Origin of the sequence: Ectobacillus polymachus (genome assembly GCF_048159605.1) — a bacterium.
GTDB classification, from domain to species: domain Bacteria; phylum Bacillota; class Bacilli; order Bacillales; family Bacillaceae_G; genus Ectobacillus; species Ectobacillus polymachus.
Genome location: NZ_JBLREB010000001.1, coordinates 53253 through 69858, shown reverse-complemented (window position 1 = coordinate 69858; position 16606 = coordinate 53253). Strand labels below are relative to the sequence as shown.

General features: G+C 32.3%; 9 protein-coding genes. 2 read left to right on the top strand and 7 right to left on the bottom strand.

Features of this window, described 5'->3' with window-relative positions:
• Positions 1-659: 659 nt before the first annotated feature.
• The 5 genes from ACM5BR_RS00295 to ACM5BR_RS00275 form a co-directional block, all read right to left on the bottom strand.
• Positions 660-2573, bottom strand: a complete 1914-nt coding sequence (locus tag ACM5BR_RS00295; protein WP_416825196.1) for a DEAD/DEAH box helicase — start codon at positions 2571-2573, stop codon at positions 660-662.
• Positions 2557-3834: a hypothetical protein gene (locus ACM5BR_RS00290; protein WP_416825195.1), complete on the bottom strand. Its 1278-nt coding sequence runs from the start codon at positions 3832-3834 to the stop codon at positions 2557-2559. The genes ACM5BR_RS00295 and ACM5BR_RS00290 overlap by 17 nt, the downstream gene beginning before the upstream one ends.
• A gap of 4 nt (positions 3835-3838) precedes the next feature.
• Positions 3839-6814, bottom strand: a complete 2976-nt coding sequence (locus ACM5BR_RS00285) for a type III restriction-modification system endonuclease (RefSeq protein WP_416825194.1) — start codon at positions 6812-6814, stop codon at positions 3839-3841.
• Between the two features lie 18 nt (positions 6815-6832).
• On the bottom strand, positions 6833-8887 hold the full coding sequence (locus tag ACM5BR_RS00280; RefSeq protein WP_416825193.1) for a site-specific DNA-methyltransferase: 2055 nt from the start codon (positions 8885-8887) through the stop codon (positions 6833-6835).
• Between the two features lie 1167 nt (positions 8888-10054).
• Entirely contained in the window at positions 10055-10933 is an 879-nt protein-coding gene (locus ACM5BR_RS00275) for a hypothetical protein (RefSeq protein WP_416825192.1), read from the bottom strand.
• A gap of 501 nt (positions 10934-11434) precedes the next feature.
• Between ACM5BR_RS00275 and ACM5BR_RS00270 the strand changes: the two genes are divergently transcribed.
• On the top strand, positions 11435-11650 hold the full coding sequence (locus tag ACM5BR_RS00270) for a hypothetical protein (RefSeq protein ID WP_416825191.1): 216 nt from the start codon (positions 11435-11437) through the stop codon (positions 11648-11650).
• 913 nt (positions 11651-12563) lie between these two features.
• Complete coding sequence (locus ACM5BR_RS00265) at positions 12564-13991, top strand: hypothetical protein (protein WP_416825189.1); 1428 nt, start codon at positions 12564-12566, stop codon at positions 13989-13991.
• A gap of 454 nt (positions 13992-14445) precedes the next feature.
• Here ACM5BR_RS00265 and dnaB read toward each other — a convergent pair whose 3' ends face one another.
• Positions 14446-15750 carry a replicative DNA helicase gene (gene dnaB / locus ACM5BR_RS00260; RefSeq protein WP_416825187.1) on the bottom strand — a complete coding sequence of 435 codons (1305 nt, stop codon included), beginning with the start codon at positions 15748-15750 and terminating at the stop codon, positions 14446-14448.
• Positions 15747-16586, bottom strand: a complete 840-nt coding sequence (locus ACM5BR_RS00255; RefSeq protein WP_416825185.1) for a DnaD domain-containing protein — start codon at positions 16584-16586, stop codon at positions 15747-15749. The genes dnaB and ACM5BR_RS00255 overlap by 4 nt, the downstream gene beginning before the upstream one ends.
• Between the last annotated feature and the right edge of the window lie 20 nt (positions 16587-16606).

Here is a 16606-nt window from a genome sequence, read left to right as displayed (position 1 = left end):
TATCCACGGATTTCCTTCGTCCATTTATGTAAGAGGAACTCATTTTTTGTAATAACGAATCACATACTTTTTCATGTATATTTTGTTTTTTCAGCTAAGTAATAGATATCTTAATTCTATATCGATTCCTAAGATCTTCAAACAACGTTTTAATTCATTTATAATCTTATCGTTGTGTAAAAAGGTAATATCATTATCTTAACCCATATCTTTAAACTCTTTTATATCTTTTTTAGAAAAAGAACAATTTTATTCCAGGTGTAGCTTTGAAATAAAGTTTGATTAAAAGTAGGTTACCACTTGTTTTGAAAAAAGATTGATCAAAATGAGTGGGTTTGGTTTTTAAATAGATTTAGTTTTTATAAAAAGGATTGATTAAAACTCCATAGAAATCTGATAATATTAGTATCTCCATTAGTTAGAACCTAGTATTTTATCGGAGAACGTTAATATTTTTGTGTAAATGGCTGCACTTTAGCTAGAAAATCAATTCACATAAAATCTATTCATCAAGTGCATCGACAAGTTCTGTTGTAAACTTATTCATAGGGAAGACCTCTATTCTAGGATTGGTTATGGTGACTTTAATTCTAGCAGGAAAAGGTCTTCCTTTTATGTCACTTTATTCATTTAAACAAAATATTTTATGAGGAGTCATTTCAGAAATTAATTGTGTTAGATTCAGAGTAATTTTGAATAATACTTTTCACATCATTTAGGTAGTCATCCGTTACCTCTGGAATCAGTAATTCACCATCAATAGCATCAAGCATTACTTGTTCTTTGTCTTTCAACCGTTTATATACTGCTTGATCAATAAATCCACCATGAGCTCTGTCGCCTTCTGTCATCAAATAATAATATCGTGTGTATTGATCATCTTTTAATCCTAGCCGATGGATACGATCTCTAGATTGCAACATAAATGTTAGGTTGAAGTTGTATTCAAAATAAATAGCATCATGAACAGTTTGATGTAACGAAATAGATTCTCCTAAAGTATTTGGATTAGAAATCATTACTTCTACATCACCATCACGAAAATCATTAATCAATTCAACACGTTCATCCTTAGCTGTTCCTCCATAAACTAAATTTACAGATATACCTTTTTGTTGTAATTCGTGTTTAATCTTTTGCATCGTTTTTACGAACATTCCCCACACAATCACTTTTTTTCCATTCTTCACTAATTCGGTGATTAATTGAATGCCTTTTTCAAATTTTGCAGATGGAATTGTGTCTACTTGTAATTGTTGATAGGCTCGTCTTCTTGCTATTTCTCTTTCTTCATCATTTAAGGCATTAACTTGTGATAAATCAAATTCATCATCTAAAAGTCCTAATTCTTGATATTCAATTTTATCTAACAATAAAGCAGGATTTGTAGACGCTTGCAATAATCTTAAATAAAGAGATAAAATATTCCCTTCGTTTTCATATATTGTTTGAACTAATTGTTTTTGCTTTTCATTAGGTTCGACAACAATCAATTTGTCTGGTTCTGCTTCCGGTACTTTTAAATCGAATTTATTAGTTCTCCAAAAGAAAGGCTGAATACGATTATTAATCTCTTCAACTTCAGGATTTTCTAAATCACTTACTTCCCAGCCAAAGAAAGAATCATATTCTTTATCATAAAGTAGGTGTAAAAAATTGTAGATATCTTTATAACTATTAGGTATCGGAGTTCCTGTCAAAACATAATGATATTGTACTTTTGGGCCAAGGTTTAAAGCTACCATAGCTCGTCTTCCCCCTACCCCTTTTACACGGTGAACTTCGTCAAATACAATCATCGTATGTTCATCAATTAATTCATTTAAAATAGCTAGTTTCCCTTCTAAAGCTTCATAATTGATAACGATGACGTCACTTTTTCCCCAATCTGTTCGAATCTTTCCGATATTTCGGTATTTAGCATCTCTTAAATTCATATAGTTCAAAAAACGTTTTTCTTTAAATACCTCAATATATTCTGTACGCCAAGCTTCAAAGGCATTGATTGGTGAGACAACTAATAATTGCCTCACCTGTCCAATTTTTTTACTGCTTAAATAAGCAAATGCTCCGTACATCATAGCAGTCTTACCTGCACCAGGAACAGAAAAGTTAGCAGCTTTTTTCATCGTAGCTAAATAAAAACTCGCTTGTAACTGTTCTGGTTTCAATGGTCGAGTTATTTCTTCATCTAAAATATTCTTAAATGTATTTAGCTCATCTTTCCATCGTTCATCAGATGATTTAATCGTGCTTCCTGCGATGCGTTGCTCTTTAATCGCATATTTATTTTGTTGAATATATGCTTGAATTTCAGAACTAATCACTAATGATCCGGCACTTACCCGGGATAACTCTCTGTTGATCTTTTCAATCAGTTCTTGTAACGATACATAACTAATTTTACTATCAATCAATAGGTCATCAAAGTTAACAAAATAACTTTGATAACGATCTAAAATGCGTTTCACTCTGCTTTGTTTAAAATATTCATCCGGTGTATCTTGAAGTTGAAAAAATTCTTTTTCATCAAATACTACAGTAACAAGCTTAGGATTAGATTTCATCGTCATAAATTTCTATCAACTCTCTACTTATTAAGTTTATTTGAATTAAACACTCTCGAATTTCATTAATTTGATCTTTACTAAAATTATTAAAGTTCAAGTTCCCAGTTAATCCGTCGCCTTTTTGCATATCTTTTAAACTATTTAAAGTCTCTTTAACGTCACCTATAAAACTATCCACATTTTTTCCGCGATTTTGTCGATTCATAGTTCGAACAAATTCTGAATTTATCTCTCTTAATTCTTGCGTTGTTGTTTCTAAAGCACGTCGAAGCTCAGTAGCAGAATTTATTGTTTTTTCTTCCAGTTTGTCCTGTAAATCGTTAATTGCGTCTTCAACCGATTCATTAAAGTTGTTATTCGCATCAGTTGCTAAAATATTTTTATAATACTCTCGAATATCTCTCCCAATATCATCCCCAACTGATAACATTTTACTTAACAAAGCAAAAGTAGTAATTTTTGATTGTTCATATACCGGCCCCTTTTTGGGAAATTGCCTAGATAGTTTTTTTGAAAGTTCAAAAAGTGGAGTATAAAGTTTAGTATCTTTAATAATATGAAATGCATTAGATTTTGCATTAATGAAATTTAAATAGTCTTGCATTAATAAGACTGTCTCTATACGGTCTGATACTTCTTTTTTACTAATTTTTGCTTCTTTGGAATAATCCGCTTCACTAATCAACTGATCAACTACTACAGTCTGGTAAATATCTACAGATAAATCTACAGGATCATATGCCTGTCTTTCTTCTGTTCCCATTTGAATTGCGAGTTCAAGTCGTTTAATTTCAGCTCTTTCTGTCTTTGATTCATAGGTAAATGGCAAGATAACTGCTTCAAACATGTAAGTTTCACCAGTCTCTTTTGCTAGTTGTCTCAAAGCAGTATATCGTCTATTTCCATCAATCACTCGACCATCTGCTAACACATATCCAAAAACTTTTTGACCATCTATTTTGATAGATTTTTTTGTCTTATTTAATTTTCCCGGATTATCTTCAATGATCATTTTTTCTATCAGTTGATTGTATTCAGCATTTTCACTATCTAATGTTGGGTCAATTTGAACATCTTGCCGAGAAATAGCCGAAGCGATTCGGCCATTCTCGTTATTATAATAAAGATGTTCTAAGGGAATACGGTAAACATCTAACATACCATCATTTACATTTGGAATTTGTATTGGTAATTTAGGTTTTGCTCCAGTTTTTATCAATTGACCCGTTTGAACTAATTCTAATAATGAAATATTTTTATCCATTAACTTATTCCTCACTCTCAGACAGTTTTCTAATCATAGAATATACTTGTTGCGCACTAGTAGCTTCTTCAAATTCAACATGATGTTCTTTCAACGTATCAAAGAATTTCTTTTGAATCTCGATAATTCGTTGATCTTCTACCCGCATATTTTCAGCTTTTGTCTCAACAAGCAAATACACACATGTATCATCTTTTTTTTCAATTATATAAATAAAGTCTGGCGTTGTTGATCCACCAGTATATTTTGGAACCTGAATTGCACGTTTTGGTAGTTTTCCAAAAACAGTGACCTTTTCATTATATCCATGTCGTAATAGCTCTCTTTCCGGTGTTACACTATCGTATCTCATCGGAGGAAGTTCATAGAGATAGCGTTTATCTTCTTGTGCTCGTTCATCTATATTTACACCAATAACTTCTGCATTGATATCATCCACAAAATTATCCATTTCAGGATTATAAATAGATGTACGAGCTTGAAAATCTAACTTCTTGTATTCATAAGCTTGTGCAAATACTTCTTCAAATCTCTTTTTAAATTCTCTGGTAATATTATTAAGAGATAATTCACTCAAATATCTAGCATCACCTTTTAAAGCTGATCTCATAAGTTTAAGTAAATTTGTATGAACCTCTTTGACAGGTATACCTGCTGCTACATTAATTGCTTTGATAAACTTACCATAAGTCATACCTGGCAAGTACATTCGTTGATATTCCGTTTCTTGTTCACGTAGGCTAACACTCCCTTTATCGTCACTTGCATGTAGTGACTCTTTGATTTGCATAGGAACTTCACGCTCATATAAATCGGGGTTACCAACTATTTGCTCAGCCATAAAACTAATTGTTTCTGGGATACGTTCAAATTCCAACATATAACGGTTCGAAAATTGTTGCCATAACTCTTTCACTTTTCCCCAATTTTCTTTTCTTAGTTTTACTCGAACTTTTGTTGTAGTTTTAGTTGTATCTCTAACCTTACCTTCACGTAGTCGATTAGTATTCAATTCAGGATAAAGTTCAAGCATCCATTTAAAACCATCTTTTTGAACACCTTCAATATCAACAGATTGTTTAAACTCATTTTTTCGATTAATAATACCTAAATCATCTAGATGCTTCAGTAGTTTTTCATCTGTAAATTCTGGATCTGATTTTTGGCGTTTCGTGACTATTAATTTAATCATCTCTTCTGTTAGTTTTTCTGCATTCAATTGAATTTTTACATCACTATTAATTTCCCCTACTAGTTTTTGGGCAAAATCTTTTTCATCATAACCAATTAAGAAGGCAAGCCTAGATGGCCATTCATCTTGTTGAATACGATGTCCTGTTTCATCAACTGGTAATCGCAACCCCCGACCAACCTCTTGAATTTTACTATTTTCACTACCAGACGTACGTAATTTGGCAATAACAAAAACATTAGGATTATCCCAACCCTCGCGTAACGTCCATTTAGAAAATAGGAAACGTCTTGTTTGCCAACCACCTTTTTCATCTTTAAAGCTTAATAATTTTTCTTTGTTTTTCAAAATATCATCTACTTGTATTTGAATAGCTTCATCACCAGAACCTTGATCTTCACCAAAATACCCTGCATGTACGTTTTGTTTACTGCTTCCTAAACTTAAGCTTGCTTGAGTAGCTCTTAAAAAATCTAAGTACTCCTGTTCTCTTGGTAGACGTTTAAATTCATATTCTGACACCAAACGAGATAACTTTTTTTTCAATAAAAGCTCAAAAGTTTCTTTTAACCAGCCATCCTCTTGACGATAGCTATTAATGTTATCAATGAAAAAAAGACTTAATGTTTTGATTCTTGGTGCATTGTTTTCTCTTTGAATGTTTCTTAAAAAATTTGCCTGTTCGATTTCAAAATGTTTATCAATCGCATCTTTAATGATTAGTTCCTGATAAGAAGAACGGTACGTTCCAGGAATCAAACTCATCCCTTTATCGAGTTCCAATTCATTACTCAATATTTTTGAACCAGCATACTCAATATCTCCTTCAAAACCTGAGTCTACTTCCGCTAAATTATCGCCAACTTGAAGTGTCCAACTCTTTCCATTCTGTTTAAGCACTAATTCTTTTGCACTTACACTGTCTACAACGTAGCGGTTTTGAGCTTGTTCTTCCGTTAAATTTGGATAATAAATATCAATTCCTTTAACTAATCCATTATTAAAACTTTCAATTGCATTCAAATCGAATTGCGGTTTACCACGATAATAATCTTTCTTTATAATTTTATTTTTTCCTTTACCTACCGTTATATCAGGAAAAGTCGCACCAAAACGAACAATCATTTGAGGTTTAATGGCTTCAATTGCTTGATAATTTGCCTTATTTCTTGGAAAACGGTGTGGTTCATCAATGATCACTACTGGACGAGTATTTTGAATCCCTTCAATTGGATTTGTCACGCCACCAATTAATGTCTGATCATAATCGTTTTTCTTCATATTTGAGGAATTTAACATTCCCGCATTTATTAAAAGCACTTGAATCGTATTTGAATTTTGTCGACTGCCTTCAACAAAATTAAGTAATTGTGCTGGAAAATTTTTGCGTCCAGATTTAGATTTAAAATCACCCGCATTAATCACATTTAGTTCAATTCTTGTATTCTCATAAAATTGAGAGAAATGTTGCTTCGCATAATCACTTTGTATGAAATTTTTAGTCCCTTCTTTAATCGCGGGACTTGGAACTACAATCACAAATTTGAAAATATCATATTGTTGATGCATTTCGTACATTAATCGCGTATAAACATAAGTTTTCCCCGTACCAGTCTCCATTTTTACATCGATATTGGATGATTCATTATATCTTCCACGAATTAACGGGTTAGCATATACATCATTCGCATCAGAATCACTAGAAATATTATCTATCAATTCCAAATTTTCCATAACGGCTTTTAAACTATCTTCTTGGTGAGGTAGTTCTTCTAATAATATTTTCATCTTTTATTCACTACCTCTCTAATATCTCTTTACTAAATTTACTTTACTATTTAATTGCTTCAAGCCAAGCTCCAATTCTCTTATACTTTCTAACTCAAATGAATAGCCATATAAAACAACCGTTTGAACAGTCAATTTATTCGTTCCTATCAAGTTTAAAAGTTCTCTCGTTTGTTCAGAATTCCATTGAGAGTTAATTAAATACAAACGACTATTATCTACATAACTTGCTTGATAACCATTTAAATCAATACTTTCAACCTCTACATCCATTTTATAACCATCTGATACTAGCCAAGTTGTTATAATCGTATCCTCTCCATTAGCGTTTCCATTCACTTTTAATCCTTCAGAAGAAAAAGGCTGAATCATATCATCAAATCCATTTTCTGATAGCTGTCTTAACTGACCACTACTATCTTTAAATAACCCTGTTTCTATATCAAACGCTTCTAAATCATCCAAAGTTGGTTGTTCTGGTGAAACAACTCGATAATGTTTAAATCCACCATCAAAATTCTCAGAAAGTGTTAAACCTGCTTCTTCTTGAATTTTTTTGCTTACTCTTTTAATTCGTTCACGACTGATTTCATCAATAGACATATAGCCTGCATTAAAGGCAGGTTCGCTTCCTTTATTTGGCACCATTGTTCCATCACTATTGAGTGAATAAGTTTTTTCTGGAATTTGAACCATGATATACTGACGATTTCCACCATCCTCAGCATTTAATTGCATGACTGCATCGGCAGTTGTTCCTGACCCTGCAAAAAAATCTACAATCCTTACATTATTATTGTCTATTCTATCTATTAAGTACTTAATCAATTTCGTTGGTTTTGGATAGCTAAAAAAAGTTCCTAATTCGTATTTTTCTAACTCCTTACTTCCTTGTGTACTAGAAAAAGCATCTATTATTCCCATAGGTCTTTGAGTTCTATCTATATAATTTCCGTTATTATCTACTTTTAAATATTGTTTAGTATATACTGTCCAAATATCTGATGAATCTTTTTTTATAACAATAAAATCATTTTGAAGACCCCATTCAAATTTTTCTTTTGACCATCTCCAACAAGCCTTTTTACCTTTGTTATTATCAGCTGGCATTATAGTAGTACCATCAGGTGCCTCAATCTCATAATCCAATGATTTAGAATATTGAATTGAACCCATTCCTAATTTTTGTAGGTAATACTTACCTCTATTCATTTCATGTTCATCACTTAATCTATATCTATCTTCGTTATTTATATCCACCCCTTTAATACCAACAAAATTCATATTCTTACCATAAGTTAAAATGTGTTCATGTTTCACTCTGAAAAGTGCTGAATCAGAAGATCCTCCACCTTCTTTGTTAGACCAAATTAAATCAGCCACTAAATTAGACTCTCCAAATATTTCATCTAAAAGTAATTTCAAATTTGATGACTCATTATCATCAATAGATATAAACAACATTCCAGTTTCTTTTAAAATTCTTTTAGCCAACCATAATCTTGGATACATGAAAGATAACCAAGCTGAATGAGTAGCTTTTCCTTGAATACTTTTTAATCTTTCTAACTCTTTATCATTTAAACCAAATATATTCTTTAACACTTGATCAGTATATTCAAAATTATCAGGATAAATAAATCCATCATCTCCAGTATTATATGGAGGATCAATATAAATTATATCAATAGAATTGCTATAATTATTTTGCAAGTGACGTAATACTTCTAAATTATCACCGGTGAAAAACAAGTTTTTACTCATTTTATTCTCTTCCAAATTATTATGATCATTGTCTGGAACAATGACTGTTGTTGCATATTCTCCAGATTGTTTTTTTGCATAATCTTTTCCAATAAACTCTAGCTGGTATCCACTTGTTAGCTCATTGATATTTTTCTCTTTTAAAGCTCGTTTAAATTTTTCTAGATCAAACTTACCTTCTTCAACAAGATTACCATCCTCATCAAATTTATTCGCCGTGAAAAATTCTGGGAGTTTTTCTTTTAATTCATTAAAAAAACCAGTATTAGGTTTCACTTCTTCATTGTATTTTAAGTTGTCTTGTAACAATCTTTACACTCCTTATCACTTATGTTTATTTTTTGATAATACATCACATATAATTATAAATACTTACATTTATTAATTGTATAACAAAAAGATGGAGCATCAATATTTTATGTAAATGGCTACACGTACCTTTTCAGCTAGATAATCATTTCGCTAAAAATCTATTCGTCAAGCGAATCGAAAAGCGTTGACTATAATCCTCAAATTGCGACTATGAAGAGTTGTAACGAAACTTCGTACGAAAACTGTTCTTTACGTTTCGTGTAATTGTTGATTTATTTGTTAAACGATTCAATGAGATTCATCTATAGGGTGGGTTATGGTGACTTTAATTCTAGCAGGAAAAGGTCTTCCTTTTTGTAACTTTATTCATTTACACAAAAATTTTATACTATCAATTACTGAAAAAATTAAATAATATAAAACAAAATCTCAAGACAAATAACCCATTTATATTATTTTTTCAAATAACAATTTTGCTCTATGCTTGAAATTTTTCTTACTATGCTTTGCTTTCTTTAAATTTACACCTTTTCTCTCCATTCTTTCTAATGAAGCTTTTAACCAATTTCCACTATCGTTCACTAAGTACAATAACATTTCCTCAATGATTTTATCCCAATCAAGCTGTAAGTTAGATAAAAGTATTAGTATTGAGAGTGAGCGAGTTTCTCTTTCTACTTATAGTTTGTCATATAGTCTACCATTGAAGAAGCTTATTATTGCAACTACATATTGACGATTTGTAATGCCGTCGTCTAAATAGCTGAACTTTCCCTTGCCATCAGCTATTTAATGAATATTGACCAGATAAATTATCTCGAACAGCTGCTAATTTTATCTCTTTTGTATAGATATTCCATTTAGAAGTAGATTCAGGTCCTGCTCTCAAGCGTTAGATAATTCTTTTGCCAATCAACAATTGTTCTACGATTAACAGAAAAGAGTTCAGCTATCTCGTTTAATGAATGTTTCCCCTCATGATAGAGTGTAGAATTGTTATTTTCCTATTTTTTTGAATATTTACTTTTAGCCATAAAAATACTCCCCATTAAATTAAACAGATTTTATTTTTTATCTGTCTACCTAATGGGGAGCATATCAAATATAGATGGTACTCTTTATTTTATCGAGTTGTCTGAAGCTGATTTTGATAATCTTATATATTCAATTGGTTTTATAATAAACTTTTGTATAGGGATTAATATTGTATGTTTTATGGACGACATTTGATGGGCCTTCATTGAATGTATACAATATCACATACTCCCCTTTTTCGTTTGTGAATTTATATTCTCCAATTATATTCGCATGTAGATGTATTCCTTCATTATTCGCTATGTATACAACTGCTTTATCTGGATTCATTGGATTTTGTTGCTGATATTGATTTGTATCTTGTTGTTGACCAGTAGTCCCTTGTTCACTCTCTTGTTTCTTCTTCTCTTCCTGATTTTTATTTTGCTCTTCTTCTTTTTTCTTTACCTCATTTGCAGCAGCTATTACTTTTCCTCTTTCGTCTTCCACTTTACCAAGTAAATCTTTAGTTTGGTTTGCATATTGAGCAAAAGATGAATGCTTAGGAATTAAGTCCAGTACTGCTATTAAAGACTGATTTGCATCATCAAATTTCTTATTATTTAATTGGATTTCAGCCTCTTTTAATTTTTGTTCAATAGTCTGTTTTGTCTCTTTTAGTTCATTTGTTTCCTTTTCCAATTCTGCAAGTTTTGATATTGCAATAGTTTTTAAACTTTCATCTTTTGTTTCTTTTATTTCTCCTATATAAATAAGAACACTTTCAAAATTACCCTTATTAAATGTATTTATTGATTTTATCATTTCTTTTGTTATGAATATATCATTATTTATTTCGTCATTGTTATTACGCTCTTTAGCCCTTTCAAAATCTGATAGAGCCTTATCATACTCCTCACCTTTAAATAAAGTATAGCCTTCATTTTTCAACCTATCGTATTCCTTATCTGTACATGCTCCTAGTAAAAAGCAAAAAAAGAATATCAACAAAACAAATTTACGTTTCATAAATTGCTCCTCCATTCATACTTATAATCATGTAATAATAAATTAAAATCATTCCGTTCTTGGTATGTTAATTCTGATTACAATGGTCAAAAAATATAGGATTAACTTTCTATAATAGGATGTTAAAAAGATATTTTTTTTAGCTCTGTTCGAAATAGCCGCTACCCAAACAGAATCAGTATGAAATCCGTTGTAGCGATGATTATGTATCTTTTATAAAAATTTAGTACGGTCCTTTTTTATGGAGTAGTTAACGGTAAATTTGCAGAATAGTTAGCTTATGCTTTACAATCTGTGAATATCGACTTTACCAATAAGCTGTTTTGCAAACATTCTCGAACTAGGAAACTAGGATTTCTGTTTTCTAGAAGTATTAATTTATATTATTTTGAAAATAATGTCACAAAAAATTTATATAGCGCTTTCATTTCCTTCATTAGTATATGTTAACATATACTTGTAAACAAAAAATTAATTATCGTAACTTTAGGAGGAATGCATGTGTTTTATAAGAGAAATATATTTAAAATAAGTGCAACTACATTAGCTTTATCAATAGATTCTAATGCCTTTGCACAAACTGAATCTGTTTTTACACTTGAAAAGGATACTCCGGATAAAGAGGAATTACATAAACTTGGAATAATAGATTCAGATATGAATGAATATATACATACTTCTACACCTTTAATAATATTAGAATGGAATGGCTTATGATGCTGCTACTATCATGGAAGGGAATGAGTAAGGAAAAGTAAGCGAGGCTGTTCTCCTACGGTAAGCATGGTGGGCTGCAATAATCCTTACAGCATTCACATTTTAGGAGTGTTACACATGATAAATACAAAAGTAACCACATGGTTAGCAATATTATTTGTTATGATTTCTATAATAATATTGTTTATTCTACCTTTAATATTCCCTAATAACACAGTACTAAGATGGGTTAAAAGCATAGTATCTATTATTTGGATAATAGGTTTGGTATATGATATTTTTTTCAAGAAGAAATCGGGTTTAAAGGATCGATAATCTACAAAACACCTCTTTGTTTGGGATAGGGAATCCAATACAGAAGAGGTGTCTTCGATATAAGAGCGAATCATGTCAAAATAATCTACAGAAGAATCTTCAGATTGACCTCGGTTATGGGTTCCAAATACATTATCTCCCTACTCTTCTTCTAGCTGAAAAATAACAGCAGGAGAAACTCACAACTATCTTTTAAATGAAAGTCGGGAAAGTATCTCTGAACATAAAAAATCTATAAACTTTCTCTAATTAATTACAGGCATATAAATGATGAATTAGTTCATTCAGGACTTTTTGATAACATTTTTGACCACAATAAATGAAACTAGTTGAAAATCATATTAGATTAGCAGATTTCCAATCATTTATTGTAAAAAAAAATCATAATTTCTATATATCGCAATATTGTTTTGTACATTACAAGGATTACTATGATTCGTTTGAAACTCATCGAAGCCACGCAGGAAAATGGAATATTTTGTCGAAACCATCCTATAATGTTGATAATATAATATTAATTAATTGTCAGCGACAATTCACGTAAACTACCTATTATATAAACAATTTATCAAAAATAAATTAAGAATTGAGGAATACTATGTTATTTTCAGAAGAATTCAATATTAAGAATTCAGAAGATCAAGATTGGTTTGACCCGATTTTACACCAAGATACTAAACTTTTTATTGATCCCTTTCTTGTTTTTAAAACGGATAATCCTTTATTTCAAGATACATATGAGGACATGATGAAATTTATAAATAAGGTTTTTTCCTTAATTGCTGAATCTGGTGGAAGAGAGAGAAATGTATTATACGGTAAAGCTTTATCCATGTTGCGTTTTCATGAAGTAAATGAACTATGTTTAGGTTACTCTTCAAATAGACAGGGGGCTGGACCAGGCCCAGGATGGTCTAAAAAACTAGCTTACAACATCAAACAATGTATTGAATCATCCATTCTAAAATTAGAACATTTAGAAGAGATTGGCTTATTCACCCTAGGAATTGGGCCTGATAGTATAAGTGACATTGCTGCAAATCTTATGAAGGAAAAATTGGTAACATACACCCAAAATATTTGTAAGAAATATAATATTCCTACTCAAAAGGTTATATTAAGAAATGGAAAGTTTGATCATCAATTTTTAAGATGGAATGATATAAAAGTTGATCTTCCTATAAATCCCTATAAGAATAAAACTGGCATTTTGTTAATCCCAAAAAATTACCTGAATGTAATACCTGAAATTAATTCGGATAACTTTCATTCAACAGTCTTGTTCAACGAAACACTAAGAAATGATTTGAACTTTGAGATAGACAAGAATCTAAATAAGGAAGAGTTGGTTAAACTTGCATTAGAAAATTATGATCTTGTAAAAGAATACATTGTATTGGTTGAATCCAAGAAAGCGAAAGCATACGATTTAGAAAAAGACCCTTTACTAAGATACACTTGGTACGCTAAGGCTAAGGAAATTACTAGCTCTCACCCCTTAACAATAAATGAGCCAACATCCGATGAGAAATTCATGGAAATAGTTATTGGGATATCAAAAGTTTTTAAAAATTTTGTAGAAAATAAGTCAGGTTATAAACTTCTTTGGGATGATAAATTTACAAGAGGAAAAAGTGAGGAAGGAGTTCAATTATTGTTTAATGGAATCGTAGAACAATATTGTATAGCTAATAATATCGACTTTACCAGAGAAGTTAATCAAGGAAGAGGACCTGTCGATTTCCGCTTTTCATCTGGATATAGCAAACGCGTGTTATTAGAAATCAAACTTGCAAGGAACGGAAAGTTTTGGAATGGTCTAGAATTACAATTACCTAAATACCTTGAAATTGATTCTGTAAGAGATGGGATTTTCCTTGTTACGATATATACTGAAAGTGACCAAAAAAAGATTAAAGGTATTCAGGAAAGAGTTTCAAATATAAATTCAAAATATAATCTTAAAATCAGCTTATTAATTGTTAATGCAACTCCACATAAACCCTCAGCATCAAAATTAGAATAAACTATTACGTTAAAATTAAGCCAGTCAATCCTCGACTGGCTTATTCTTTTACCACTAGGCAGATATTAATATGGCAGATGATAGGAACAATATTGTGATAAGGTAGCCCTTATCACATAAATCTTTTATGTAATAAATTCCTGAAAACGAACAAACTATAAGCATACCGAAGTACTTTTAGAAATATAAGATAAAACGGTAGAATTCTTTAGTTTAGCAGACGTCAGGAAAAAGTACTTTCCCAAACTTTAAAAGTAATGGCTTTAGAATAAGGTTATAAAACTTAAAATAAGTTGATACTAGCATCAACTTATTTATTAGTATATTCACATTCGTCTTTATAATTTTTACAACAAGTACGTAAATTAAGGTGGTGCACCGCATATTTAATCCTATTTTCCCCTCCTTATATCTTTGAAACTCACAATCTGATCCTGCAAGAATTTTAGCTTTCCTATATCCCCCCAGCAAAACTCAAATTCACCAAGTTCCCTACAAACCGTCCATACTCCTTCAAAAATTTCAGCGTAACCTTCCCAGTCGGCCCATTCCGATGCTTTGCTACCTGAATTTCTGTTATATCCTTATTCTCCGTCTTTTTATCGTAATACTTGTTTTGGTACATGAGCAGGATGACGTCTGCATCCTGTTCAATCTGCCCGGTTTCTCTTAAATCAGATAGAAGCGGTCGTTTATCGTTTCGTGATTCTATTGCGCGCGACAATTGTGAAAGCGCCAAGACACATACGTGTAAGTCCCGTGCCAGCTGCTTTAGCTTTCGGGAGATATCGCTCATTTCCTGCTGCCGATTGCCTCGGTAGTTGTCATCACCGGATAGGAGCTGTAAATAATCAATAATGATAAGCAGCTTTTTATCCGGATGTTTTCGTTTTAGCCTGCGGATCTGTAAATAAAGTTCGTGAAGCTTCATTCCTGCCTTATCATAAATAGTAATAAGTAGCTGCGCTAGCTCTACAGTGGCCCTTACCGTGTTTTCCCAATCTGCTCGGTCAAACCAACGTTTTGGGTTTTTCATTTTTTCTCCGGAGATTTTTCCTACGCAGGACATCATCCGCCTTAACAACTGCTCTCGCCCCATTTCTAAGGAAACGATACCTACTGCTGCATTCTTTGCAGCATGAATGGAAATATTTAAGGCAAATGCCGTTTTCCCCATTGATGGACGTGCACCAAGTACAACAAAATCTCCCTCCTGCAGACCATACGTTAGTTGGTTTAAAGCCTGGAATCCTGTATCGATGCCGCTTAGCTCTCCCATATCCTTCTGGAAGCTTTCATATAAATCCTCTAACCCGTCTTTTAGATCATTATCTTCCTTATACTCTGCTTCTTCTATTTCACATAGTGCTGTAATACTTGTACGAATCACGTTCTCATCCTTTGTTTCATGCAGCTTCGCATACATACCTTGTGCGATATTAGCGGCACTTTGCATTTTCCATGCACGTAATACTAGATCCTCATAATGCGAAAAATTAGCTGTAGTTGGAACACTCTCTGCCATCGTGGCTAGAAATGAAATCCCGCCAATCTGCTCTAAAAATGCCGGTTCCATTGTGCTAACAAGCGTAATCAGATCAAGTTTTTCTTCTACCACTTGTTTCATCCATTTGAAAATCGTTTGGTGCAGGGCCAAGGAAAAATGTTGCTCGGCTAAACGGCACTCTTTCAGCAATTCTCCCTCTAAAATGATAGAACCGAGTACCATTTGCTCTGCTTCTACGTTTTGAATTCTCATTCCTTCCAGCTCCTATCTTTAAGGAACTGCTGCAGTTCTTCCTCGGATAAAGCATTCTTATCCCATTGCTTATGCTCTTCTATGATTCGATCTGTCTCATCCTCTAGCAGAATCTTCTTCCGAAATTTATCCTGTGCCTGCTCTACCTCCTGTACCGACGTAAAACCTTTTCCTTGCCAATCTCGGAGAATCCCCTTCACATACGCAAGCGATCGTTTGTTATATTCATAAGCAATTTGAAGTGCTTTTAGGACAAGTTCCTCTGACAAAGCCTTAATCCACCTGGTCAGTTCTTTCATGCTGTAAGGAGATAATTTCTTAAAATTCTGCTCGTAAAATGAAAACACGTCATCCTTAGTAGCTACATTTGTTTCAGGACTTGGGCTTTCAGAAGGAACTTCCACGGATTCTTCAAACGGATGACCAAATTGGGCAAGAAGCAACGGAATACGAAGCTCTTCCTCTAAACATCTTTTCAGAAACAGCTGTACAAACATTTTATTTTTCACAGTCTTTAGCTCTCGCAAGACACACTTTTCTACGTTTACATTGGTAATCGAGTTATATCGTACCCAATTCAATATGTAAACTTCTGTTGTTTCTGCATCATACATGATTTTTCCGTAATCAATAAACCGCTGCAGTAATTTATCAACTGTTTCACCATTGTATCCCGTCTCTAGTTCAACCACTCGCGCAGGCAATGTATAAATCCCGCACTGCGTCGTTTTCGAACACGTCAGTAAATACAGGTAGAAATGTCGTTCTTCCGGAGTTAAATCCAAAACAAAATCATCCTGCCAAAAGTTTACTCGTACAAGTCGGTATACTGCCATTTTTCTTCCTCCTATCTATT